This window comes from Paraeggerthella sp. Marseille-Q4926, assembly GCF_916618935.1.
In the GTDB taxonomy this organism is placed as follows: Bacteria; Actinomycetota; Coriobacteriia; order Coriobacteriales; family Eggerthellaceae; genus Paraeggerthella; species Paraeggerthella hominis.
This window is the reverse complement of sequence record NZ_CAKAKF010000003.1, coordinates 372,340-393,203: the sequence shown is the minus strand read 5'-3', so window position 1 is coordinate 393,203 and position 20,864 is coordinate 372,340. Positions and strand designations below refer to the sequence as shown.

General features: G+C 61.9%; 17 protein-coding genes and 1 tRNA gene. 8 read left to right on the top strand and 10 right to left on the bottom strand.

The annotated features are described in order from the left end of the window. Nucleotides 1–11: 11 nt before the first annotated feature. The 6 genes from LG373_RS06945 to LG373_RS06920 all read right to left on the bottom strand — a co-directional run bounded on the left by LG373_RS06945 (nt 12) and on the right by LG373_RS06920 (nt 6,976). Nucleotides 12–1,232, bottom strand: coding sequence for a putative ABC transporter permease (locus tag LG373_RS06945; protein WP_225749382.1), 1,221 nt, complete (start codon nt 1,230–1,232; stop codon nt 12–14). A gap of 339 nt (nt 1,233–1,571) precedes the next feature. Beyond that, complete coding sequence (locus tag LG373_RS06940) at nt 1,572–2,873, bottom strand: MFS transporter (protein WP_114568023.1); 1,302 nt, start codon at nt 2,871–2,873, stop codon at nt 1,572–1,574. Nucleotides 2,874–3,057: 184 nt separating this feature from the next. Continuing rightward, nucleotides 3,058–3,864 carry a creatininase gene (locus tag LG373_RS06935; RefSeq protein WP_114568022.1) on the bottom strand — a complete coding sequence of 269 codons (807 nt, stop codon included), beginning with the start codon at nt 3,862–3,864 and terminating at the stop codon, nt 3,058–3,060. Between the two features lie 10 nt (nt 3,865–3,874). Then, complete coding sequence (locus LG373_RS06930) at nt 3,875–4,435, bottom strand: hypothetical protein (RefSeq protein ID WP_216530015.1); 561 nt, start codon at nt 4,433–4,435, stop codon at nt 3,875–3,877. A 35-nt stretch (nt 4,436–4,470) separates the two neighbouring features. Then, nucleotides 4,471–5,550 (bottom strand): DMT family transporter, encoded by a 1,080-nt coding sequence (locus LG373_RS06925; RefSeq protein WP_114568020.1) that lies wholly within the window; start codon nt 5,548–5,550, stop codon nt 4,471–4,473. A gap of 277 nt (nt 5,551–5,827) precedes the next feature. Continuing rightward, a complete protein-coding gene (locus LG373_RS06920) occupies nt 5,828–6,976 on the bottom strand; it encodes a serine/threonine protein kinase (RefSeq protein WP_225749381.1) in 1,149 nt (382 codons plus the stop codon). A gap of 316 nt (nt 6,977–7,292) precedes the next feature. On the opposite strand from LG373_RS06920, the gene LG373_RS06915 reads away from it, so the two are divergent. The 4 genes from LG373_RS06915 to LG373_RS06900 all read left to right on the top strand — a co-directional run bounded on the left by LG373_RS06915 (nt 7,293) and on the right by LG373_RS06900 (nt 10,422). Next, on the top strand, nt 7,293–7,883 hold the full coding sequence (locus LG373_RS06915; protein WP_114567474.1) for a TetR family transcriptional regulator: 591 nt from the start codon (nt 7,293–7,295) through the stop codon (nt 7,881–7,883). A gap of 171 nt (nt 7,884–8,054) precedes the next feature. Further along, nucleotides 8,055–8,129: transfer RNA gene (locus LG373_RS06910), tRNA-Thr, on the top strand. 259 nt (nt 8,130–8,388) lie between these two features. Next, nucleotides 8,389–8,925, top strand: coding sequence for a VanZ family protein (locus tag LG373_RS06905; RefSeq protein WP_225749380.1), 537 nt, complete (start codon nt 8,389–8,391; stop codon nt 8,923–8,925). 117 nt (nt 8,926–9,042) lie between these two features. Next, complete coding sequence (locus tag LG373_RS06900) at nt 9,043–10,422, top strand: sensor domain-containing diguanylate cyclase (protein ID WP_225749379.1); 1,380 nt, start codon at nt 9,043–9,045, stop codon at nt 10,420–10,422. Here the strand turns inward: LG373_RS06900 and LG373_RS06895 are convergent. Continuing rightward, on the bottom strand, nt 10,419–11,474 hold the full coding sequence (locus tag LG373_RS06895) for a hypothetical protein (RefSeq protein ID WP_225749378.1): 1,056 nt from the start codon (nt 11,472–11,474) through the stop codon (nt 10,419–10,421). The genes LG373_RS06900 and LG373_RS06895 overlap by 4 nt on opposite strands. 173 nt (nt 11,475–11,647) lie before the next feature. Between LG373_RS06895 and LG373_RS06890 the strand changes: the two genes are divergently transcribed. From LG373_RS06890 to LG373_RS06880, 3 genes are read left to right on the top strand one after another with little or no spacing between them, the layout of a single operon-like run. Beyond that, entirely contained in the window at nt 11,648–12,757 is a 1,110-nt protein-coding gene (locus LG373_RS06890; protein WP_225749377.1) for a helix-turn-helix domain-containing protein, read from the top strand. A 24-nt stretch (nt 12,758–12,781) separates the two neighbouring features. Continuing rightward, the gene (locus LG373_RS06885; RefSeq protein WP_225749376.1) at nt 12,782–13,489 is read left to right on the top strand and encodes an ABC transporter ATP-binding protein; all 708 of its coding nucleotides are present in this window, start codon (nt 12,782–12,784) and stop codon (nt 13,487–13,489) included. A 5-nt stretch (nt 13,490–13,494) separates the two neighbouring features. Next, the gene (locus LG373_RS06880; RefSeq protein WP_225749375.1) at nt 13,495–15,012 is read left to right on the top strand and encodes a hypothetical protein; all 1,518 of its coding nucleotides are present in this window, start codon (nt 13,495–13,497) and stop codon (nt 15,010–15,012) included. On the opposite strand, the gene LG373_RS06875 is transcribed toward LG373_RS06880, so the two are convergent. From LG373_RS06875 to LG373_RS06865, 3 genes are all read right to left on the bottom strand, one after another. After that, complete coding sequence (locus tag LG373_RS06875; protein WP_225749374.1) at nt 15,009–17,468, bottom strand: excinuclease ABC subunit UvrA; 2,460 nt, start codon at nt 17,466–17,468, stop codon at nt 15,009–15,011. The two genes, LG373_RS06880 and LG373_RS06875, sit on opposite strands and share 4 nt — an antisense overlap. A gap of 5 nt (nt 17,469–17,473) precedes the next feature. Next, complete coding sequence (locus tag LG373_RS06870) at nt 17,474–18,568, bottom strand: winged helix DNA-binding domain-containing protein (protein ID WP_225749560.1); 1,095 nt, start codon at nt 18,566–18,568, stop codon at nt 17,474–17,476. A gap of 158 nt (nt 18,569–18,726) precedes the next feature. Next, nucleotides 18,727–19,341, bottom strand: coding sequence for a Type 1 glutamine amidotransferase-like domain-containing protein (locus LG373_RS06865; RefSeq protein ID WP_225749373.1), 615 nt, complete (start codon nt 19,339–19,341; stop codon nt 18,727–18,729). Nucleotides 19,342–19,587: 246 nt separating this feature from the next. Between LG373_RS06865 and LG373_RS06860 the strand changes: the two genes are divergently transcribed. Beyond that, entirely contained in the window at nt 19,588–20,856 is a 1,269-nt protein-coding gene (locus LG373_RS06860; RefSeq protein WP_225749372.1) for a DNA polymerase IV, read from the top strand. Nucleotides 20,857–20,864 lie beyond the last annotated feature (8 nt).

Sequence of the window (20,864 nt, the reverse complement as noted above, 5' to 3'; positions counted from 1 at the left end):
GTTCCCTTTTGCTATTTCGCGCGCGTTGCGTTGCCTGGATCGATCGACATGCTTTGGAAGCGTTCCTGCATGTACTGGTTGTCGAAATGCTCGTCGAAGAATTGAACCACCGCGGAATCCTGAATGGCCGTTCCCGCCATGCGCTGATACCAGCAATCAAGCGCGAGCAGGGTCATTGCCCCGTCGGCGATCATGAGAACCGCGCATACCGTGGTGATGGTGTAGCGCCAGTTCCAAGGTATCAGGTTCACCAGCTTCAGCATCCAGGGCAGGCATGCCTTGATCCATATCACGCCGAGGAATCCCCACATGGCCATGAACATGCCGTTGGTGCGTCCGTCGATGGACAGGAACGTGCCCGAGTAATCCCAGGCTACGATACCGAAAGCGAACTGCATGAACCAGCTGGTCAGATACTCGAACGCACCTCCGATAACAGCGCTTACCAAAAAGATGAGCACCACGTTCTTGTTGTGGAACCGATTGAGCGCTATGGTCATGAGAACCGCCCCGAATCCGTAAATGGGGGAGAAGGGCCCGATGAGCATGCCGGCTCGGTCTTGGTAGTGGCCCGGCTCCACCACGGCGAAATGGTAGACGGTCTCGAGCATGAGCCCGAGCACGCAGCAGACCGTGAATATCCAGAACAGGTTGAAGAAGTTGAGGGCTATGAATCCCTTGCCCGTTTCGTCGCGGCCGAGCGTGCCGTCTTCGGCCGCCTCGCGCGTTTCCATGTCGCGCAGTTTACGCTGCAGTTCGCGCTCTTGCGCCAAAGAGGGGTCGAGGTAGCTTTGCATGACAACAAGGAACACGGCTATTGCGCCGTAGGCGGCCAAGCTAAGGTTCAGGCCGTCAAGCATGATGCTGCAAAGGACGATTCCGACCAGCACGACGATCATCACGTCCGCGACTTCCGCGGCATGACGTCGCTTGTTGAGCAGCAGGCGGATGCCGAACACGGCGAACATGGCTGCGAGCACGGTCATGAGCACGGTGTCCACGATGAAGATGATGAGCGTTGCCGACGAGAGCTCGCCTTCGAACGCGCCGTTTTGGACGAGCAGCGCCGTGCCGATCACGAGCAGCGCAAGCAAGGCTGCCAAAGCGCCGCCCATGACCATCGATAGGATGCCGAACACTTTGAGCGGAAGGGGGATTCTTCTTTTATTGGGGGCTATCGCCTGATCGGCGGCGCAGTCGTCGGTACGTACGAGGTCGTCGCGCTTCCTCATGAACTCTCCTTGGCGGTGTGCGGTCGATGCGGCCTGATCGCGGGCTGGCCCGCGTGATTTGCTGACAAAGACCAGTATAGCGGAGAAGGAGCGCATGGCAGGGGGATTCGGCGGACGTTCTTTTCGGTTGCGCTGGAGCGGTATGCGCAAAGGGCGGTCGCTCGCCTGACGGCGAAAGCGGGGCTGCGCTTGCGAAGAGAAAGGACCGACCGCATCGTTGAACTGCGATGCGGTCGGTCCTTCTGGCGAATAGCGGCGTATCTTGCGGGGCCCGCTCGGTTTGCAGTCGAGCGCTTGCCTTCGCAGGAATCTGCCGTGAAGCGAGCGAACTTGCGAATGCTATTCGATGTCGTTCAGCGGAACGCCCTTGTACTCATGTGCGGTGAACAGAAGGATGATGCCAGCGATCAGGCAAATTCCCATCATGTAGTACGCCGGAGCCATGCCGTTGCCCGTTGCGTCGATAAGCGCGGTCGCGACCATCGACGCGGTTCCCCCGAACACCACGTAGGCGATGTTGGATCCCAGGGCGGCGCCGGTGTAGCGCACTTCGGTGGGAAACATTTCGGCTTGGTAGCAGGCGATGTTCGAATCGTTGATGGACAGCGTGATGCACAGAATCAGCTCAGCTGCGATAACGATGGGAAGCGAAGCTGTGTTCAGCATGGTGAAAGCCGGTATGCTCAGCACGATGAAGGCGACGCAGGCGCCCAGGAGCATCTTCTTGCGCCCGACGATATCCGATACCTTGCCTGCGCCCAGCACGATGAGGATGTAGGCGACGAGCGCAACGTCGGTTGCGAACTGGGCGGGTGCCGCTTCCATGCCCGCGTAACTGGTCAAGTACGTGGGCAGGTACGTGAGCACCAGGTAGAACCCAACCGAGTTCACCATGGTTGCCGCGATGCTGGCAAGCAGGCGCTTGCGGTACTTCTTGAACACGAGGCGGGTGGGGTTGGGGGCTTCTTTGACGCGCTTGGTGTCGGAGGTCATCTGCTCGAACGTCGGGGAATCCTCAAGCTTGGTGCGGATGTAGTGCGCGATCAAGCCCAGCGGGCCTGCCAACAGAAACGGTATGCGCCAGCCCCATTCGATAACGGCGGCTTCGGGCAGCAGCAGTTTGATGATCAGCGCGGCGGTCGAACCGGCCAACAGGCCGGCTGCGGTCGAAGCGGGTACGAGCGAGCAGTACTTGCCGCGGTGGTTGGCCGGGGAGTACTCGGCCAGAAATACGGCAGCGCCCGAATACTCGCCTGCGGCCGAGAACCCCTGCACGCTTCGCAGGCAGATGAGCAGGATGGGCGACAGAAGCCCGATGGTCTCGTACGAGGGCAGGCAGCCGATGAGAAACGCTGCGCCCGTCATAAGGAAGATGGACATGGACAAAGACCACTTGCGGCCCTTCTTGTCTCCCATGCTGCCCCAGAACGCGGCGCCCAGCGGACGGAAGACGAACGAGATCGCGAACACCGCGAACGCGAGCAGCGTTGAGTTCACTGCCGATTCAGGGAAGAACACGATGCCGATGGTTATAGCGAAGTACGTGTAGGTTGCGTAATCGAACCACTCGATGAAGTTGCCGAGGAACGACGAGAGCGCTACTTTGAACGGGACTTTTTTCTCAACTGCGTGCGTATGCATGGCAATCCCCCTCTAGGATTTCGTGATAGTCTCCCAGGAAGTGAACGGCTTCGTTGGGAGCGAAGACGTGAAGCATGGTGTACGATGCGGTCATGATGCTCCTTTTACGCGCACGGCCTTCCTGGCGGTTGGCGCCGGAAGGCCGTGGATGTTGCCGGTTTCGGATGAGGGCCGCTCCCTGCGCTTAGGCGAATTCTCGCTTGATGGCGCCTACCATGTTGCGTACGGCCACGTCGCGCAAGATGATGCCCTTTTCGCGCGACGATGCTGCGGGGGACGACAGGCAGCCCGAAGGCGGCGTGTAATCGGCGATGATGGGCAGCACGTCGTAGTTGGGAAGCGTGGCGGGCAGTCCGTCGTACAGCGGATCGTTGATCTTGCTCATATCGACCAGGTCGGGGTAGAACAGGAGCATGAGCGAGGTTTCCATGACGCCGGCGTGCTCGAGGTCCCATCCGGTGAAGCCTTCGGGATAAAGTTCGGCGATGGTCTGGTCGTCCACGAAGTCCCAGTACGAGAGCAGTTGGATCTTCGCGTCGTCGATACCGTCTTTGCGCGCATCCTCGAGGGCCAGCTGGGCTCCTTCGAAGATGAACTGGAAGTTCTCGTAATGGCCGTTCATCAGCACGATCTTGCGTGCTCCCTGTCGGATGATGCTGAACACGATGTCGCGGGAGAGCGCGATGAGGGTCGTTCCGCGCAGGCTGGTCGTGCCCGACAGGTGGAATCCGCCGCCGGAGCGCTGCTGGGAGCGGTAGCCGTAGTTGATCGGCGCGGCCACCATGCCCTCGATCGCGCCTTCGGTGTAGGCGGTCAGGGCTTCGGCCGTGGCTCCTGCCATGGCTTTGGTGAGGGCGGCGTCCACGCACATGGCCATGTGCGATCCATGTTGCTCAAGGGCGCCTACGGGCACGAACACCACCGCATCGTTGCGAAGCTTCTCGCGGTACGTGAACGCGTCCATCTCCTCCATGTAAACCGTTGCTTTCACGGTGCGCCTCCTATCGGTTTTCCAGCAAGTCGACTTGCGCTTTGCTGGCGCGGAAGATAAAGGATCGTTTGGCCTGCTGGCCGCCCTGGGCCAGCTTGGCCAGGATGACCCTCTTCAGGCGCGGGTAGTCGCGCATGCCGTACCAGGCGAACGCCGTGCCGCCCGTGTACGCCTCCACGATGCTGTGGACGGGCAGGCTCGCGTCGCGCTTGGCGTCGAGCGCCAGGTACTCCTGGATCTCGTCGGCGCACAGGTCGCGGATGACCTCGGCGCTGATCTCCAGGTCGTGGGCCAGTTCTTTCAGCTGGTAGTCCACCTCGGCGGCGTCGGCATGCGGGAAGTACGTCACGTCGTAGGTCACCGCGGACAGGCCGGATGCCTTCGCGAACCCGAGCAGGTCGGCAAGCGACATCATCTGCACGTGGTCCTCGGTGCGCTCGGCGATATCGAGCTCGGCAGCGAATCCCTGGAAGCCGTTGCCCTCGAACGCGGCGCGCAGCTCCTCTTCGTTCAGCGGCGCCTCGAACTCCATCTCGGTGGCGATGTGAGTCAGGTTGCTCGTGATCTTCATAGGTGCACGCTCCTTTCTTGTTGCGTGAGGATCGGCTAGCTCAAGGCTTCTTTTGCTTGCTCTTCATCTAGCCGCGCTTCAAGGTTCTCGCGTATCTCCTCTTCTTTCTCCATCTTTTCGCCCTGCTTGCTTGCTGCCGATGTCGAGAAGAAGATCTGAGCCACGCCGCCGATGATGATGAGCGCGCCGCCGATGATCTGGAAGGCGGTCATCGTCTCGCCGAACATGAACAGGCCCAAAAGCGATGCCATGATGGTCTCCTGGTAGGAGATGGCGGCCAGCTCGCCGGCCTTCAGGCGCTTGGTAGCATGGGTCAGCAGGTAGAACGCGCCGAAGCCGGTGATGAGCGCTGCGGCGATGAGCACGACCCAAGACGAGCCGGGCATCGTGAACATGTTCCAGGCATGGGTGATGATCTGGCCGTTCGCATCGAACTGCGTCACGCCGTTGATCTTCTCGGTGTAGGACAGCGGCTGCAGGAAGAAGTGGTGCCAGATGAGCAGCACGACGATGGACAGCGAGCCGAACAGGAAGTTCCACCAGGAGCGGACGTTGGAATCGCAGTCCTCACGGTAGCGCGAGAAGAACAGGTACAGGCCGTAGGCCACGCCGGAAGCGAAGGCGATGGCGTTGCCGAAGGTGTACTTGGGATCGAGGTCGAGCGTCAGGCCCTCGGGCGTCACGATGCCCACGATGAACAGCATGCCGATGACTACGGCGACGATGCAGAGGATGCCCTTGATGTTGAGCTTCTCCTTCAGGAATATCGCCGCGAGGATGGTCGAGTAGATGGGGCCGGTGTAGATAAGAAACGATGCGTTGGCCAACGTGGTGTACTGCGTGGAGAGGCAGTACAGGCCGGACAGCAGGCCCAAGAACACGCCGGAGAGCAGCATCATGCCGGAGAACCGGGTTTCCTTGAGCTTCTTCCAGCTTCCTCCGATGAAGCAGAAGATGATCGACAGGGCGATGAGGCCTGCGAAGTTGCGCCAGAACGACACGAAGTCGCCGGGCGCGTCGATGAAGCGGGTGAAGGCTCCAATGCCGCCCATCAGCGATGATGAAGCGAACATCATGATGAAGCCGATAAGCTTGTATTTCGCTTGCTGGTTCATGTATCCCTCCTTGGGGGCGGCGTCGTGTCGCCCGAGTCCTTCAGTGCGGTTGCCCGGTTGCGGGTATGGAAAGGTTCGGGGTACGACGAGGCACGCGGACGCTGCGGCGCCGCTTTGGCATGAATGTGATGATAAAGGGGAAAGCCGACCGGCTCCCTGGGATCTTCGAACAAGGAGCGCCGTCGCATAGGCGGAACGAAGCCCTTGGGGGCCGGGGGCTCTGGAAGGGCTGGAAGACCCGGTTTTGTACCGGACCTTCCAGCAACGGGTTAAGCGACTAGTCGTTCCACATCTCCGGACGGACCAGGGTCGGGTCGGCGACGCGGTTCGGGAAGTAGTCGAGGCACTCGCCCTCGCGGTAGACGTCCGCCGTGGAGCAGTGCAGGCCGCCGCCGAAGGCGTAGGCGCCGCGCAGGTCGACGGGGATGACGTTCATGCCGAGCTTGTCCATCTCCTCCTGCTGGTAGACCTCGGAGGCCTCCACGATGACCGTCTTGGGGTCGAGGACCAGGCAGTTCATGGACAGCCACACGGAGCTGTAGCAGAACTCGGGCGGCTCGGAGTGCGCCGGCTGGGCGGCGTCGACGATCTGCCAGTCGTTGGCCTCGAAGATCGCGCGCTGCTCCTCGGGCAGCTTGCGCTGCGGGTTGTTGATGATCAGGCCCGGGCGCAGCGGCACGAAGGTCGCGTCGATGTGGATCGGGTACGGGTCGCCGGGGAAGTTCACGGCGTGCACGCGGTACTCGGGGTAGTAGCGCTGGAACCAGTCCATGGCCGTGCGGTTGGTGGTCAGGCCGTGCTGGATGAACAGGTCCTTGCCCATGCGCATGACGTCGGCGGCGTCCCACATCGGCTCGACTTCCGTCGTGACGAAGTCCTTGTTGGCGGTGCGCACCAGGCGCTCCTCCAGGCTGATCTTCTCATCGTAGTAGTTGTGCTTGTAGGACTTGTCCGTCAAGCGGGGACGGGGGGCCTGGGTCCACAGGAAGTCCGGGTCCTCGTCGAAGTACTGCTTCATCAGCGGCCAGTAGGCCAGGTACTCGAAGTAGCGGCAGCGGAAGGAGTTGGCGGAGGCCATGATCTCGTTGCCGATGGTGAGCAGGATGTCGCGGGGCGGCATGCAGGTCATCATGGAGTCGTTGCGGAAGTCGGGCGTGCCGATGGCCTGGTTCCACTGCAGGGGCGTCGGGCGGTCGACGACCACGCCGCGCTCCTCGAGCGCCTTCACGAGGTTCTCGAGGCAGGCGTTGCCGACCTCGACCGTGCGCAGCGGGCGAAGGCCCCACATGCCGCGCATCTCGGAGTCGACGGGCACCTTCTCGGAGGTCGCGGGCTCCTCGGGCGGGATGACCGAGTTGTCGCAGAGGCCGACGATCACGCGCTTCAACGGATCCCAGTCGTTCCAAGAATTGACTATCTTCGCCATGACAGTCTCCTTTCTCCGGCAGCGCATCCTGCGTTGCCGCCAAGGTTTTCGGGTGGCATGTCCACCTCTGTGAAGATATTGTGATGGCCGCCGCGCGGCTGTTCAAAGGTCGTGGCGCGGTGGGTGTCGTGGGGGGTTTGCACAAGGCCCGCAGTATGTCCGTGTTGCGGAATCAAAGGGACTGCATGTAAACTAGACCGGACGATTGTGCAAGAATGTAACGTGCTGTCAGGCGTTTTTGTGGGGTATGTTTAATTCGGTGGACAGATTTCTTGCAGGGGACTGGGTAAGGGAACGTTCAAAGAGGAGGCTTTGCATGCTGCCGGATCTTGCGCATGGCCAGGATATTTTCGGGTCGCCGGAGTTGCGAACGAAAATGAAGATACTGCATGCTGTCGACAAGTCGCTCGATCGCATCACGATTGCCGAGATATGCGAGAATGCCGGCATCTCGCGCCAGACGTTCTACCGCCATTTCCAAAGCAAGTACGACATTCCCTGGTGGCACTCCATCTTCTGTCGACAGTTCTACCTGAACGAGATCGGGAGAACCGTCGACTGGAAAACGGGGTACTACCACCATCTACGCTTGATCGATCAGGAGCGCGATTTCTACCGCAAGTCGATCCAGTACAGCATCAACACGCCTTTCGGCCAGACGGTCATGCCCGAGAACCGTAAGACGGTTCTGCTGGAAACGCTTGAAAAGTACCGCCACGTTACCGTGAACGACAACATGCGCTTCATCGTGGAGATTTTCTCGAAGCTGGAGTGCGAGGTGCTCAACGATTGGTTCCGATCCGATGCGCCGACCGACCTGGTGCGCTGGACCGACGACCTGGTCAGCTTGGTGCCCGATCGCCTGTATCGCGCGTTGCGGGTGGAAGAGCCCGGGTCGTCTCAGTAGGAGGGGCTTCGCTCGGCTTGCGGCGCGCTGCGGGGCGCGGTGCGTGCGTTGGCGTGCGCTGCGCAGAGCCTCGAGGTGCGAAGAATCGGTTCGGCTTATCATGCATTTCTTGCGGGCGCTTTGCGAATCGCGAGCGATGTCGTACAATATTCGGGCGCGTTTTCGCAACGGGCCAGTGTGGCGCAATGGTAGCGCAACAGTTTTGTAAACTGTGGGTTGCAGGTTCGAGTCCTGTCACTGGCTCCACGAAACACCAGGCCGGGCGCATGCAGCGCTCGGCTTTTTTGTGCGTTGGGGGCACGATACCCCGCAGCGCCCCGCGAATTCGGGTGCTTAAAACGAAAAGGCTCGTGTTCCCGAAGTCCCTTAAAGCTCTCTTAATTTTTCTTAACCTGCGGAAACGAAAGCTGACCTTTCGTCGTGCCGTTCCGCCTGCTTGGCTACCATGGGCTGGCAACGGAAAGATCGGGGGTCTGCGCAGCCGCCGGGGAAGGGGTCGAAGGTCATGGGCGAGGTATCGGCGGGCGGGCGGTCCGTGCTGGGGAGCCGCGGAATCTCAGGGGCGCTGTTCGCGATTTACGCAGTGGTGCTCGTGTGGGCGATCCTGTTCAAGATGCAGGTTTCGTTGGACGTGTTCGGTACGATGCGCAGCGTGAACGTGGTGCCCTTGGCGGGCGCGCTGGTTGTGAACGGCGAGCCTGATTATTCCGAAGTCGTGCAGAACCTAGTGGTCTTCGTTCCGTTCGGCCTGTACATGGGAATGCTGTTGGGAAAGCGACCGCTCGCGATCGGCTTGGCGTTTGCGGCGGCGACCAGCTTGGCGTTCGAGGTGCTGCAGTTTGCTTTTGCGGCGGGGGCGTCGGATGCGACCGATCTGATTGCCAACACGCTTGGCGCCGCGGTTGGTTTGGGATTGTACGCGGTGACGCGAAGAATCGCGGGGTCAGATGCCCGCGCGCGGCGCGTCTGCAATACGGTGGGCCTGTGCTGCACGTTTCTTGTCGTTGGCTTTATCGGCCTCGTGTTCATTGCCAATAGCTGATCTTCCTGCTACGTTTTTGCTCGTTGTCTCCCCCGAGGAGCGGTCGAGGTTGTATACTCCCCGAGAGAGTTTTATGCGCGTGCACGCGCAGGCAAGGCATGCGGGGGAGGAGGGCCGATGAATCCGCTCTTTGGGCAAGCGATCGAATTCGTGGCCGATACCGTTCGGCTGTTTTATTCCGGCACGGCGATCGACGTCGTGCTCTCTCGCTTTACGGACGATTTTTCGTGGATAGGCGCAGGCGAGGTTGAGTTTTTCACGGACAAGGCCGCCATCGTGGCGTACTTCGTCGAACAGGCGCCGCTCACTCCCGCCTGCGTGGTTTCCGACGAGGAATTCTGCTTGGCAAGCACTACGAGCGAAACGTGCCTGGTCATGGGTCGTTATCGCGTTCGCACGGATGAGAGCACGGGCATGGTTCTCGAGGAGCACCAAAGGTGCAGCTATTATCTGGTCGAATCCGACGGACGGTTGCTCATCCGCCATGTGCATGTGTCCAATCCCTACCAGGCGATGAAAGACGAGTTGTACTTTCCGTTCGAGGCGGGCGCTCAAAGCTACGAGTACTTGCAGCGGCTGCTGCGCGAGAAGACTCAAACCCTTGAATTGGAACGGGAGCGGTATCGAATCGCGCTGCGCAGCGTGACGGACGTTCTGTTCGAGTACGACAACGTGCAAGATGTTTTGGTCGAATACGAGCGAATCTCCGGTTCGGGCGAAGAGCTGTCCAGCGAGGAGCGGCGCTTCCCCTGCTACTCGGATATGATCAAAAAGGGAACGCGCATGCGCACGGAAGATTACGCTCGGCTTTCCGAGGCGCTGCAGTCAGAGGATTCGGCTGTTATGGAGGTTCGCCACGTGGTGCCGATACACGGGGGCGAATGGCGATGGGTTCGCATACACGTCACGCTTCTTCGCGACCGGAACGGCAGCGTGGCGAAAACGGTGGGAAGCTGGAAAGACATTACCGACGAGCGTCGCTTGATCGACGATCTGGTGGACCAGGCGCGGCGCGACCCGCTTACGAAGCTGTTCAACCAGGGAACGGTATCGAGCTTGGTCGATCGGGCCTTGCCCGCTTGCCTGACGAACGGCTGCGGGGCGCTGCTCGTGTTCGACGTGGACGATTTCAAGCTGGTCAACGATACGTTCGGGCATCCGGTGGGAGACGACCTGCTTGTGCACGTCGCGCAGGCGATGGAGTCGACCCTGGAGGGCGAGGCACGGACGGCCGCGCGTGTGGGCGGCGACGAGTTCGCGGTGTTCCTGCCCGATGCCGATCGCTCCCGCGCTTGGGAGTTCGCGTGCGAACTGGGTCGAAAGGCGGAATGCCTGCAAGGCTTCGACGGCCCCGTGACGTTGAGTGCAGGATGCGCGCTTGCGGGGCTGGACGCCGATACGTACGAGGGGTTGTTCCGCGTTGCCGATCGCGCGCTGTACCGGGCCAAGCGCGCGGGCAAGAACCGCGTGCGCTTCGTCGACGTGTCCGACCGCTAGCGTTTCGACAGCTGTGCGGCGATCGATTTCTCGAAATCGGACGCATTGTCGGGCGAGACGTTTATGGCTCGCACTGCGCGCGGCTTTCCAAGAAGGGTCCGCATGATGCGCGGTTCGTGCAGCACGATCCAACAGGGCCGCGCGCCCATGACGGCCATGTTCAGTCGCTCGCTCTTGGGAACGTCGGGTTCTTCCCGGCGGTCGATGCGCGCTATGGAAGCGAAGGGCACGCGCTCGCTGAAGTAGGCTCCCCAGCGCACCGTTACGGACGTGTCGTCCACCAGAAGAGGGTTGAGGACCACCGCCCTCGTGTTCCCGATGAACCAGACAAGCGTGTACGCGGTAAGCACGGTCAGCACGATGGCCGCCGGTTCGCAATATTTCGCCACCAGCAAATGCGTGACCAGGGCCTCGATGGGAAGCAACGCCATGATCACTCCTGAAAGCGCCAGGTACCCGCTTTCCTTATGGCAGGAAAACGGACGGGCGCCGTTGGGCACGTCGGCCTTCGAGCGCCATGAGGCAAGCACGTAATACCAGATAGAGCATTCGAGCGCGCAGAGGTGCGATGCGGTCTCGTTGCGGCTGAGCTCGAAAAACGGCTTTTCGAACCATGCTATCGGGCGGGTGGATTCTTTTCGCGCCGCGCGAAAAACGCGCAAGAAGCGGGCGATCTCGCGTACGAGGATGACCGCTTCCACGGCGAGCATCATCGGAAGCAGCACGGTCAGCAGGGAAAACGATCCGGGCTGCATGACCAGCATCGACACGACGAAGCCTGCGTATATGACGGGGATCGCGGCTACGGGCGATAGCTTGCGGGGCTTGATCACTAGCAAGTAGAAAGCTGCGGGCACGCACACCATCAGATCGAAAGGCACGGCGATGTTGGCAGCGAGGGTGCGTCCTTCGTTCGGAACGAACGCAAGGCAAACCGCGTCGATCGTGTAAAGGGCAAGGCATGCAAGCAGGCCCGCCGTCAGGGGTAGATTGCGGTTGCGACCAGATGAGGGCGGTAGCGTGAACGTTGCGTTCATGGATCCTCCGATCATGGGAGTCGTTTGGTCAAGGATAGCAGGCCGTTTCGGTTGCGAGGGGTTGACTGAAGCGGCCTGCGGTCAACAAGCCCTCGCTTGCGTCAAGCGGCGGTGTTCTCTCATACTGAGTTCAAGCCCGCGCATGCGCTTGGGCCGTGCAGCCGTCGCAATCTTCAGAAAGACCGACCATGAACGATATCAACATTGGAAACGTTATTGCACGAGAGCGTCGAGCGATCGGCGTGACGCAAGAGGACCTGGCTGCGCACATGGGCGTGACGAAGGCTGCCGTGTCGAAGTGGGAGCTGGGGCAAAGCCTGCCCGACACGACCCTGCTGCCGCGCATCGCGGCGTACTTCGATCTTACGCTCGACGAGCTGTTCGACTATCGTCCTCAGGTGAGCAAGGAACGCGTGCGCGAGCTGTACGCCGAGCTGCTCGAGCAGTTCGGCGATGATCCCGATGCTGCGTACGAGCGTATGGAGGATCTTGCGGCGTCGTATTATGCGTGCTGGGATTTGCTCGTGCATATAGGGATGCTCTACGTCCTTCGAGCGACGGCGGACGAAGAGCGTCGGGAAGAGAACGTGCGGCGCGCCGGCGCGCTGTTCGATCGCGTGGAAGCTTGCGCAGAGGACCTTGAGCTGATCAGGAACGTGAAGATCATGCGCGCTTCGATGATGACGGTATCGGGCGACGTGGAAGCCGCGATCCGTCTTTTGGAAGCGCTCAAGCCCGATCGGTGCGCCCCGATCGACGACATGCTGGCCGGGTTGTACGACATGAAGGGCGACCGGGAGTCTTGCTTGCGCCTGCTTCAAGAGTCGCTGTATTGCGGATCTACCGGCGCGTTCAACAGCATTGTTTTCCAGCTGTCGATCGAGGAGGACCGCCAGCGCGTCGAGGCGCTGGTGCGGGCGGGCGAAGCGATGGTCCGAGGGTTCGCCTTCGAGGACGACAATCCGATGATGGTGGGCATGTTCTGGGGAGACGCGTTCGCGGCGTTTCTGCGCGCGGGCGACGAGGACCGCGCTTCAGCGTGTCTCGAGCGGTTCGTCCTCCTTTTGGAGGGCATGGACGAGGATGCGATGCCGAAGCCGCCGTCCGATGTTCTTTTCGATCGACTTTCCGGCGCGAGAGGGCAGGATCCGTCGATTCCGCGCATGGCTCAAGCCCTGTTCGGAAAAGCGGGGTTGAAGGGTCAGGTTCGAGACGGCGTCCTGCGCGACGGCGTGCTGGATGGCCTCGAGCGCTCGCCGCGTTTCTCGGGCTTGCTTGCCCGACTGAAAGCGCTATGATGCGTCGCGAAGGAGCGTGAGAGCATGGATGTCGAGGCAGTGGAGAAGACGCCGGCGCTGCGGGCGGAGGGTCTTTCGTTTCGCTATGCGCGAAGCGAGGTGTGGAGCGATGTGGCTTTTCGGATCAATCCTGGTCAGATTGCTTTTCTGACCGGCCCGAACGGGTCGGGAAAATCCACGCTGCTCAGATGCTTGGCGGGATGGAGCATGCCGAGCGAAGGGACGGTCGAGGTGTTCGGGCGGCCGTTCGACGGTTCGGATCGCGCTGTGCGTCGAGAGATCGCCTTCGTGCCCGACGTGCCGTCCTTTTACGACGATTTAACCGCCGCTGAGCATATTCGCTTCGTACTCGATGCGAACCGCGTGCCCGATGCCACCGACGAGGCTCGGCGATTGCTGGACGACCTGGGGCTCGCGGCGCATGCGGATCGGTTCCCTTCGTCGTATTCTCGCGGCATGCGATTGAAGCTGGCGCTCGTGCTGGCCTTCATGCGCAAGCCGCGTCTGCTGTTGCTGGACGAGCCGTACGGACCGCTTGACCGAGATGCGTCGCGACGGTTGAGCGCTTTTCTGTCGGCTGCTCGCGCCGACGGTGCGGCGGTGCTGGTCAGCTGCCACCACAACGTCCCCGATTTGAACCCCGACCTGCTGCTGCATCTTGAGGGCGAGCGGCTGTCGACGGTGCGTGACGTGCGGCCGGGCGATCTTTTCGACGGCTTCGAGCGAGGCTGATCGGCATGGGCGATGTGCGATTGCTTCTGCGGCTGCGCGTGCGGCACGCTCGCACGTTCCTGGTGCGGGCGTTGCACGCTACGGGTTCCGACCTTGTCGACGATCGCGGGTGGGGAGAGCGGAGCTACCAAGCGTACATCATAGGGTTCATAGGGATATGTTTGGCGATGATGTGGCTCTGGCTGCTCGATACGGTGCAGGAGGCATTCGTCGCATTGGGTCCTGACCTGGCCCTCGGCGTTCTTCTGTTTGCGTTCGCGGTGCCGGCGGTCGTGTTCGCGGTGAGCTCGTTTCGGGGGTTGCGCGCATCGTGGGTCAAGCTTTCCCATCCCGATATCGCCTACGTTGCCGCAAGCCCCATCGGGTCGACGGCGCTCGTCGGCGTATCCGCTGCAATAACGATGATCGCGGGAGGGGCTGTGGCGGCGCCTGCGGGCTATCTGCTTGCCGTTGGGGTGCGAGCGGCTTTGGGGTGGTTCGTCGACCCTTTGACGACGGCCCTGATCGCTTCGCTGTGGACGGCGGTTCCGCTTGCGGCAGGCAGGGTCGTGGGAGCGGCGCGCCTCGCCTTGCCGCGCACGATTCGCCGTTGGAAGGCTGTCGCGATGCTCGCCCTTGCGTCGCTGGCCGCGGTTGTGGCGTATGGAGCGCTTGCGATTGCCTGGGCTCCCGGTGCGCTTGCGCAATCGAACGCCGTCGTGCAGGCGGTTGCTGCTGCCGTAGGGCTGCTTGTCGCGGGGTTCTTGGCGTTGTTGCTGCTGGCGAAGCGGGTCGATAGGGTGCGCATGGTGGAGGAGAACGCCCTGTACGCCGATACGTGCTCGTTCGGGTTTTTCTCGCTGCTTGATTCTACGACGGTGGGGGATTACCGCCGTCGCTGCAAGTTGGCTCGGCGCGGTCCGTTTTTGCGGTTGCCGCAGGCTGCGGGTCCTGCTGCGCTCGTGGCGCGCGCGGCGCTTTCCCTGGTGCGCCAGTACGAGGGCCTGCCGGCGCTTTTGATGCTGGGGGCAGGGATAACGCCTTTCGGCGTGAGCGCGCTGCTCGGCGGGTACGGCGTTGCGGGGCCGGTATTCTGGTTGGCGATGCTGGTGGGCCTGGCATCGACGGCGCGCGAGGTCACGCGTGCGTTTCGCGACGATATGCGCGTGCGGCTCGTGCGCGATCAGCTGCCCTACGGAACGCTCGCGTTGCTCGTGGGCGACTCCTTGCCGGCGTTTTGCTTGGTGACGGCGGTCTCGTGCGCGACCGTTCCGTTTACGTTGCCTGCGGGCGCGCCTGTTGCGCCGGCGTTGGTCCTGGCGGTTGCGCTGAACGCCGCCGTCGTGCTCAGCTTCGGCTTGGAAGCCGTGCGCCTGCGCTCGAGCAGTATGCGACCGTGGGGCGAAGGGGGCCTTGCGATCGTCGGGTCTTTGTGCGGCTTCGCCTCGCTTTTGGCCGAACCGTTGCTGGTGGTGGCTGCCGCCATCGTCGCCTGCGCGACGATGGCGCGCATGATTCGGCGTGGATCGGAATGCGTGCGTTAGCTTCGGCGCAGGTATCGCGCTGTTTCCGTTTCGGCTGACTTCAGCTTGGCGGGAGTTCCTTCGAACACGATGCACCCGCCTTTGCGGCCTCCTTCCGGCCCCAGCTCGACGACCCAGTCGCTGCGCTCTATCACGTGCGCGTTATGCTCCACGATGATCGCGGTTCCGCCTGCGTCCACCAATCTGTCTACAAGGTTCAAGAAGTGCTCCACATCCTGGGGATGCATGCCTCGCGTAGGCTCGTCGAGCAGATACAGACTCGACTTCGACGAACCCGCTATCAGCTCCTTTGCAAGCTTCAAACGCTGGGCTTCGCCTCCGGAAAGCGTTGCGAGGGTTTGTCCCAGCTGCACGTAGCCCAAGCCCACGTCTTCGAGCAAGCGAAGCGCGCGCGCCGATTTCGGAAGCGCTTCGAAGGCGCTTGACGCCTCGTCGACGGGGAGGGCCAGCGCCTCGTCGATGGAAAGCCCGTTGTAGCGCACGTCGAGCACTTCTTCGGAGAATCGCCTACCGTGGCATGCGGGGCAGGTTGTTTCGACGTCCAGGAAGAACAGCATGTTGCTGCTTACGCGCCCGAGCCCTTCGCAGCGCTCGCATCGCCCGCCCGGGGAGTTGAACGAGAAGCTGCGCGCTGTCAGCCCGGCGGCCTTCGCCTGCGCGGTGGCGGAGAAGGCTTTGCGGATGCCTTCGTAGACGCCTGCGTACGTGGCCACATTTGAGCGCTTCATGCGGGCAAGGGGCGTTTGGTCGACTTGGATTATCCGGTCGAAACGATCCAGGCCCGCAACGGCGTTTTGCGTGCCGGGACGGTCTCCTTGAGCTATCAGGTCGAACACGAGCGTCGACTTTCCCGACCCCGATGGCCCGCATACGGTGACCAGGCATTGCTCGGGTATTCGCACGTCAATGCCCTGCAGGTTGTGCACGCGGGCGTTGCGCACTTCCAGCGCCGTGCTTGCGAAGGGGCGAAACGTGGTTTTTCCCGGTCGAGGGGCTTTCAGCCAGGAACCCGTGACGGAAGCGCCGGAGCGCTCTATCTCCTCAACGGTTCCCTGTGCTACGACGCGCCCGCCGCGGCGTCCCGCGCACGGTCCCATGTCCACGATGAAATCCGCTTCGCGCATCACGTCGGGGTCGTGCTCGATGACGAGCACCGTGTTGCCCTTGTCGCGGAGCTGTTTCAACGTTGCCGTCATGCCTGCGGTGTCTCGCGGATGCAGGCCCGCCGTCGGCTCGTCCATGATGTACACGACGTCGGTCAACTCCGAATCGAGCACGGCGGCCAGGCGCATGCGCTGCAGTTCGCCGCCCGAAAGCGTAACGGTTTGGCGGTCGAGCGAAAGGTAATCCAAGCCAAGCGATCGAAGACGGTTCAGTTTCGTTTCGATGTCGCGCAGGTGGTCCTCGACGAGCGGTCGATGCTCGCAAGAAAGCGCGCCCGCCAGGTCTGCGACCCAGGATTGCAGTTCGTCGAGCGTCGCGCTCGCCAATTCCGGCAGGCGCATGCCGTCGATATGCGCCTGCCTGCCGGCTGTTCCCAGCCGCTCTCCATTGCATGCGGGGCATTCCGCGGAGGCGAAGTACGCTTGCGCAAGATCGTCGCGCGCGGCGCCCTCTCGTTCGGCAAGACGGCGCATGAGCAGGGGTTCTACGCCCTCGAACCGGCCTGCGGCAACGGTTTTCGGCGGCTCGACGTTTGGAAGCGCCTGCGAGAGCGCAGGGCTTTCCGTGCCTTGCAGCAGGATTTCTCTCTGCAGGCTGTCGAACTGGGCGACGGGCAGGCTCTTTGCGTCGGGCAGACCGTAGTGGCGAAATGCGCGCTGCAGTGCATCGGCTTGGTAGGCTTGGTATCGATGGTTCCAGGCGTCGACCGCTCCGTCTTCCACCGACCGATCCTCGTGCAGGACTCGGCTCCAGTCGATGGCGAGCGTCTTGCCGATTCCTTCGCATACGGGGCAGGCGCCTTCTTTCGTGTTGAACGAGAACTCGGTGCGCGTGATCTTGCGCATGCGGTGCCCGCATAGGCTGCAGCGCATGAACACCAAGAACTCGTCGCCGTCTCGTTCGGTTTCTTCCTGGCAATTGGCTGCGCAGATCTCTTCACCGCAGCATGGGCATGCGCGCACATGCAGCTTTTCGAACACCATGCGCAGATCGGTGTAGATATCGGTTGCGGTGCCTACGGTGGAACGGGGGTTTCTGTTGACGTCGGACTGCGTTACCAGAACGGCAGGGGAGGCCCCCGTTATGCGTTCGACGCGCGGCTTTCGAATGCCTTCCATTCCCATCGCTTCCAAATACTGGCGCTGGCATTCGTTGAACAGCACGTCTACGAGAAGCGTCGACTTTCCCGAACCGGAAAGTCCGGTGAACACCGTCAGGGCGCGCTTCGGAATGTCCAGGCAGACGTCGGCAAGCGTTCCTTCGGTGGCGTGGCTGACGGTGATGTTCGACATGGTATTCATTCGCTTTCCACGGTGCAGGTTTTCAGGGCGAGTTGGCGAAACGTGGCATGCTCTTCGGCAAGCCGTTCGAGCTGAGCCTGCCTTGCGGGCTCGAGGGGTTCCCATAGGCGTATCGAGACGTCAAGGGAGCTCTTCGCCGTCCTTGCGTTCCATACCCCGATGATGCGGCCCTCGTCGAGCACGACGCCTGGATTGCCCACGGTTTTCCATGCGAGCCTTCGTCGCTGGGGATCGGGCAGGATGATTTCGCGATCTCGCAGGTCAAGGTAGGGATCATGCGCCCCTAGCAACAATAGGCGTGCGGCGGGCCGTTCGGCTTGTCGCAGGTTGTCGATATCGAGAGCGTGGATGAAACGCTTCTTTCCGTCAACGGATACGGCGAAAAGCTCGTCTTCGATGGACGACCAGAGCCGTTTGGCTTGAGCCTTGGAGCTGCCGAGCCATGCGGCGAAGGAGCCGAGCGTGGTCGGTCCGTAGCAATGGAGGAACTTCCGAGCAAGCTGCTTCCCTGCAGCGGGGGAGGGTGCGGGTGCATCCCGCCGCCCCGTCCATGCTCGGTACGATGAGAACGAAGGGATGGACCCTTCGCGTCTGCCGAAGACGACGAGCGATTTGAACGAGCATGGGCGCAGCAGAAACGAAACGGCGGCCTGACCGACGGTCTGCTTGTCGGGATTGCCGTACATGGACGGATCGCGCCATGGACCGAGCGCGCCTTGCGGCAGGTCGGCCTCGATCGCGTCCGCAATTGCGCGGTCGAGGGAATCTTTGCCTTCGATCGTTCGGTCGTCGAGCAGTTTCGCGGCCTTTTCCACCAGAGGCAGCAGATCGCCGAACGACATGCCCACATGATCGAGCGCGCCCGATGCGCCGCGCGTGTAGATCCAAGGCTCCTCGTCGGGCTCGGCGACGAGCGCTGTTAGGAACGCGTCGCGTTCGTCTGCGGGGAACACGACGGGCGCCCCGCGAAAGCTCCATGCCTGTACCAGGGTTTTCCGCTCGTACAGCTGCTCGCGCAGGTGGGTCAGGGTGCACCCTTCTACGCGGTTGAACAGCGCGGTTTCCCACGCTCCGGGCGGCGTGTTCTGCAGTCCGCAGGCTCCGGCAGCTTGCAGCAGCTGATCGATGGAAACTTTCCGATCCAGGTGATGGGCGCGCAGTCGGTACGATCGTACACGCGCGTTGTCGATGGCGTTGATGGCTCCGTCCTCCTTCGGTGGCCGTGCGCTGAAACGGTGTTCGGCGGGGTCTATTCTCTCATAGTGGCCACGTCGCCGTGCACGGTGACGGCTTGAGCGTTGCCGATGGGCATGAGCGCAAGGCTTGTTCCGTACGAAGCGACGATGCTTTCGGTCGCCGTCTCGAACGGCGCGCTTGCGTAATGGGGCAAGGGATAGAAGTCGATGGCGTTCAGCGCTTCGAAGTCGGGTAGATCGGGCGCCTCTTCGCGGTTGTCCATAGCTTGGGCGTACTCGATATTCGGCGATAGGATCATCGACCCTGCCGATTCCCCGATATAGAGTTTGCCTGACTCTATCTGTGCGGCTATCATCTTGTCGGCTCCGGTTCGCCGCATCTCCTGAAGCAGGAAAAACGCGTTTCCTCCCGAAACGTAGATGCAATCGCTGTTTTCGAGCGCAGCCGCCGCTTCCGAAGCGGTAGCCGTTGAAAGCTCCAGCTCGCTGATGACGAGGCCGCGCTTCGCCAGGGCCGCCCTTCCTGCCTCTACGTAGAAATCGACGCTTTCGTGCAGCGCTGCCGTGGGGATGAACGCGACGCGCTTGCCTTGCAGGTCTTCGGCCGCGAAGTCGTCGAAGATGTGCGCAACGTCCTCGAACGAGGAGGACAGGAAAAGACGTTTCATAAGCTCCCTTTCTTTCGGTGCGCGAAGCGGGCGGGGCGGCGGCTCCTAGGCTTTGCGCGACTGGCGATCAACGACGATGCCGACATGCTGGTTTCGATTTCCGTCGAACGGGCGCGGGTTCGGAACCGGATGCCTTCCGAGAGATTTTCACGCTTTGTTCGATTGACTTTTGAAGCCTATCATGCGAACATTAGTTCGTATAATACGACGAGAGGTGCAAAAGAGTCAAGGGGGCGTCGAGAACCATTGGAGCGCATTATTCTGCACAGCGACATGAATTCCTTCTACGCCAGCGTGGAGCAGGCGCAGCGGCCCGAGCTGCGCGGCAGGCCCGTGGTGGTTGCGGGCAAGGAGGAATTGCGGCACGGCATCGTGCTCACGAAGAGCGAAGAGGCGAAGGCGTACGGCATCAGGACGGCCGAGACGTTGTGGCAGGCGCGCAAGAAATGCCCGGACCTCGTCGTGCTTCCTCCGCGCTACAAGCTGTATCGAGCGTATTCGGAAATGGCGCGCGCCGTGTACAATCAGTACACCGACTTGGTCGAACCGTTCGGCTTAGATGAAAGTTGGCTCGATATCACCGGTTCGATGCGACGGCGCGGATGGGATGCGTACGAGGTCGCCCAGGAGATCGGCAGCCGTATGAAAGAGGAGCTGGGCGTGACGGTGTCGATCGGGGTGAGCTGGAACAAAGTGTTCGCGAAATTCGGCAGCGACTACAGAAAGCCCGATGCGATCACCGTTATCGACCGCGCGAACTACCGTGACGTGGTGTGGACGGCGCCCGTTCGCTCGCTTTTGTACGTGGGGCCGGCAACCGAGCGCAAGCTGCACGGTTCGGGCATCCTCACCATAGGGGACTTGGCCCACGCGTCCGATGCTTATTTGCAGCGGCGGTTCGGCAAGATCGGGTTCATGCTGCGCACGTACGCGCGCGGTGAAGACGATACTCCCGTCAAGCCGTACGATCCGGACCGGCGCGACGTCGATCGCACGGTCAAGAGCTACGGCAACGGGTTGACCGCGCCGCACGATATCGTATGCGAGCGGGATGCGAAGGCTCTCATCTGGCTGCTGTCGGAGTCGGTGGCGCAACGTTTGCGCGAAGACGGCGTGCGCGCGAGAACGGTGAGCATCGGCGTTCGCAGCGGCCTTGATCTGTCCGGTTACGGGCGGCAGGCGAAGCTGCGCCGTCCCACGGCGGCCACGCTCGAGATCGCGCAGGCGGCCTGGGGACTGCTGCGAGCCAACGAAGCGCTCGATGAAGGGCATCCGGTGCGCGCGCTGCACGTGCGTGCCTCCGACCTCTCGTCGATGCGCGAGCCCGTGCAGCTCTCGTTCGTCGACGACGGGCGTGCGCATCTGGAAGATCTTGATTTCGCGATTGACGACTTGCGGCGTCGCTACGGCAACACGTGCGTTGTGCGCGGGGCGGAGTTGGCCGACGAGACGCTTGCCGGCACCGACATCAAAGACGAGAACACCGTGCATCCCGTCGGCGTACTGCATCGTTAGAGAACGTC

What these genes read in the sequence shown, in the direction of transcription:
- LG373_RS06915 (WP_114567474.1), top strand. Translation starts at nt 7,293, where the DNA reads ATGCTGCCGGATCTTGCGCATGGCCAGGATATTTTCGGGTCGCCGGAG.
- LG373_RS06940 (WP_114568023.1), bottom strand. Translation starts at nt 2,873, where the DNA reads ATGCATACGCACGCAGTTGAGAAAAAAGTCCCGTTCAAAGTAGCGCTC.
- LG373_RS06905 (WP_225749380.1), top strand. Translation starts at nt 8,389, where the DNA reads ATGGGCGAGGTATCGGCGGGCGGGCGGTCCGTGCTGGGGAGCCGCGGA.
- LG373_RS06930 (WP_216530015.1), bottom strand. Translation starts at nt 4,435, where the DNA reads ATGAAGATCACGAGCAACCTGACTCACATCGCCACCGAGATGGAGTTC.
- LG373_RS06925 (WP_114568020.1), bottom strand. Translation starts at nt 5,550, where the DNA reads ATGAACCAGCAAGCGAAATACAAGCTTATCGGCTTCATCATGATGTTC.
- LG373_RS06880 (WP_225749375.1), top strand. Translation starts at nt 13,495, where the DNA reads ATGGGCGATGTGCGATTGCTTCTGCGGCTGCGCGTGCGGCACGCTCGC.
- LG373_RS06920 (WP_225749381.1), bottom strand. Translation starts at nt 6,976, where the DNA reads ATGGCGAAGATAGTCAATTCTTGGAACGACTGGGATCCGTTGAAGCGC.
- LG373_RS06890 (WP_225749377.1), top strand. Translation starts at nt 11,648, where the DNA reads ATGAACGATATCAACATTGGAAACGTTATTGCACGAGAGCGTCGAGCG.
- LG373_RS06900 (WP_225749379.1), top strand. Translation starts at nt 9,043, where the DNA reads ATGAATCCGCTCTTTGGGCAAGCGATCGAATTCGTGGCCGATACCGTT.
- LG373_RS06885 (WP_225749376.1), top strand. Translation starts at nt 12,782, where the DNA reads ATGGATGTCGAGGCAGTGGAGAAGACGCCGGCGCTGCGGGCGGAGGGT.
- LG373_RS06945 (WP_225749382.1), bottom strand. Translation starts at nt 1,232, where the DNA reads ATGAGGAAGCGCGACGACCTCGTACGTACCGACGACTGCGCCGCCGAT.
- LG373_RS06865 (WP_225749373.1), bottom strand. Translation starts at nt 19,341, where the DNA reads ATGAAACGTCTTTTCCTGTCCTCCTCGTTCGAGGACGTTGCGCACATC.
- LG373_RS06875 (WP_225749374.1), bottom strand. Translation starts at nt 17,468, where the DNA reads ATGTCGAACATCACCGTCAGCCACGCCACCGAAGGAACGCTTGCCGAC.
- LG373_RS06895 (WP_225749378.1), bottom strand. Translation starts at nt 11,474, where the DNA reads ATGATCGGAGGATCCATGAACGCAACGTTCACGCTACCGCCCTCATCT.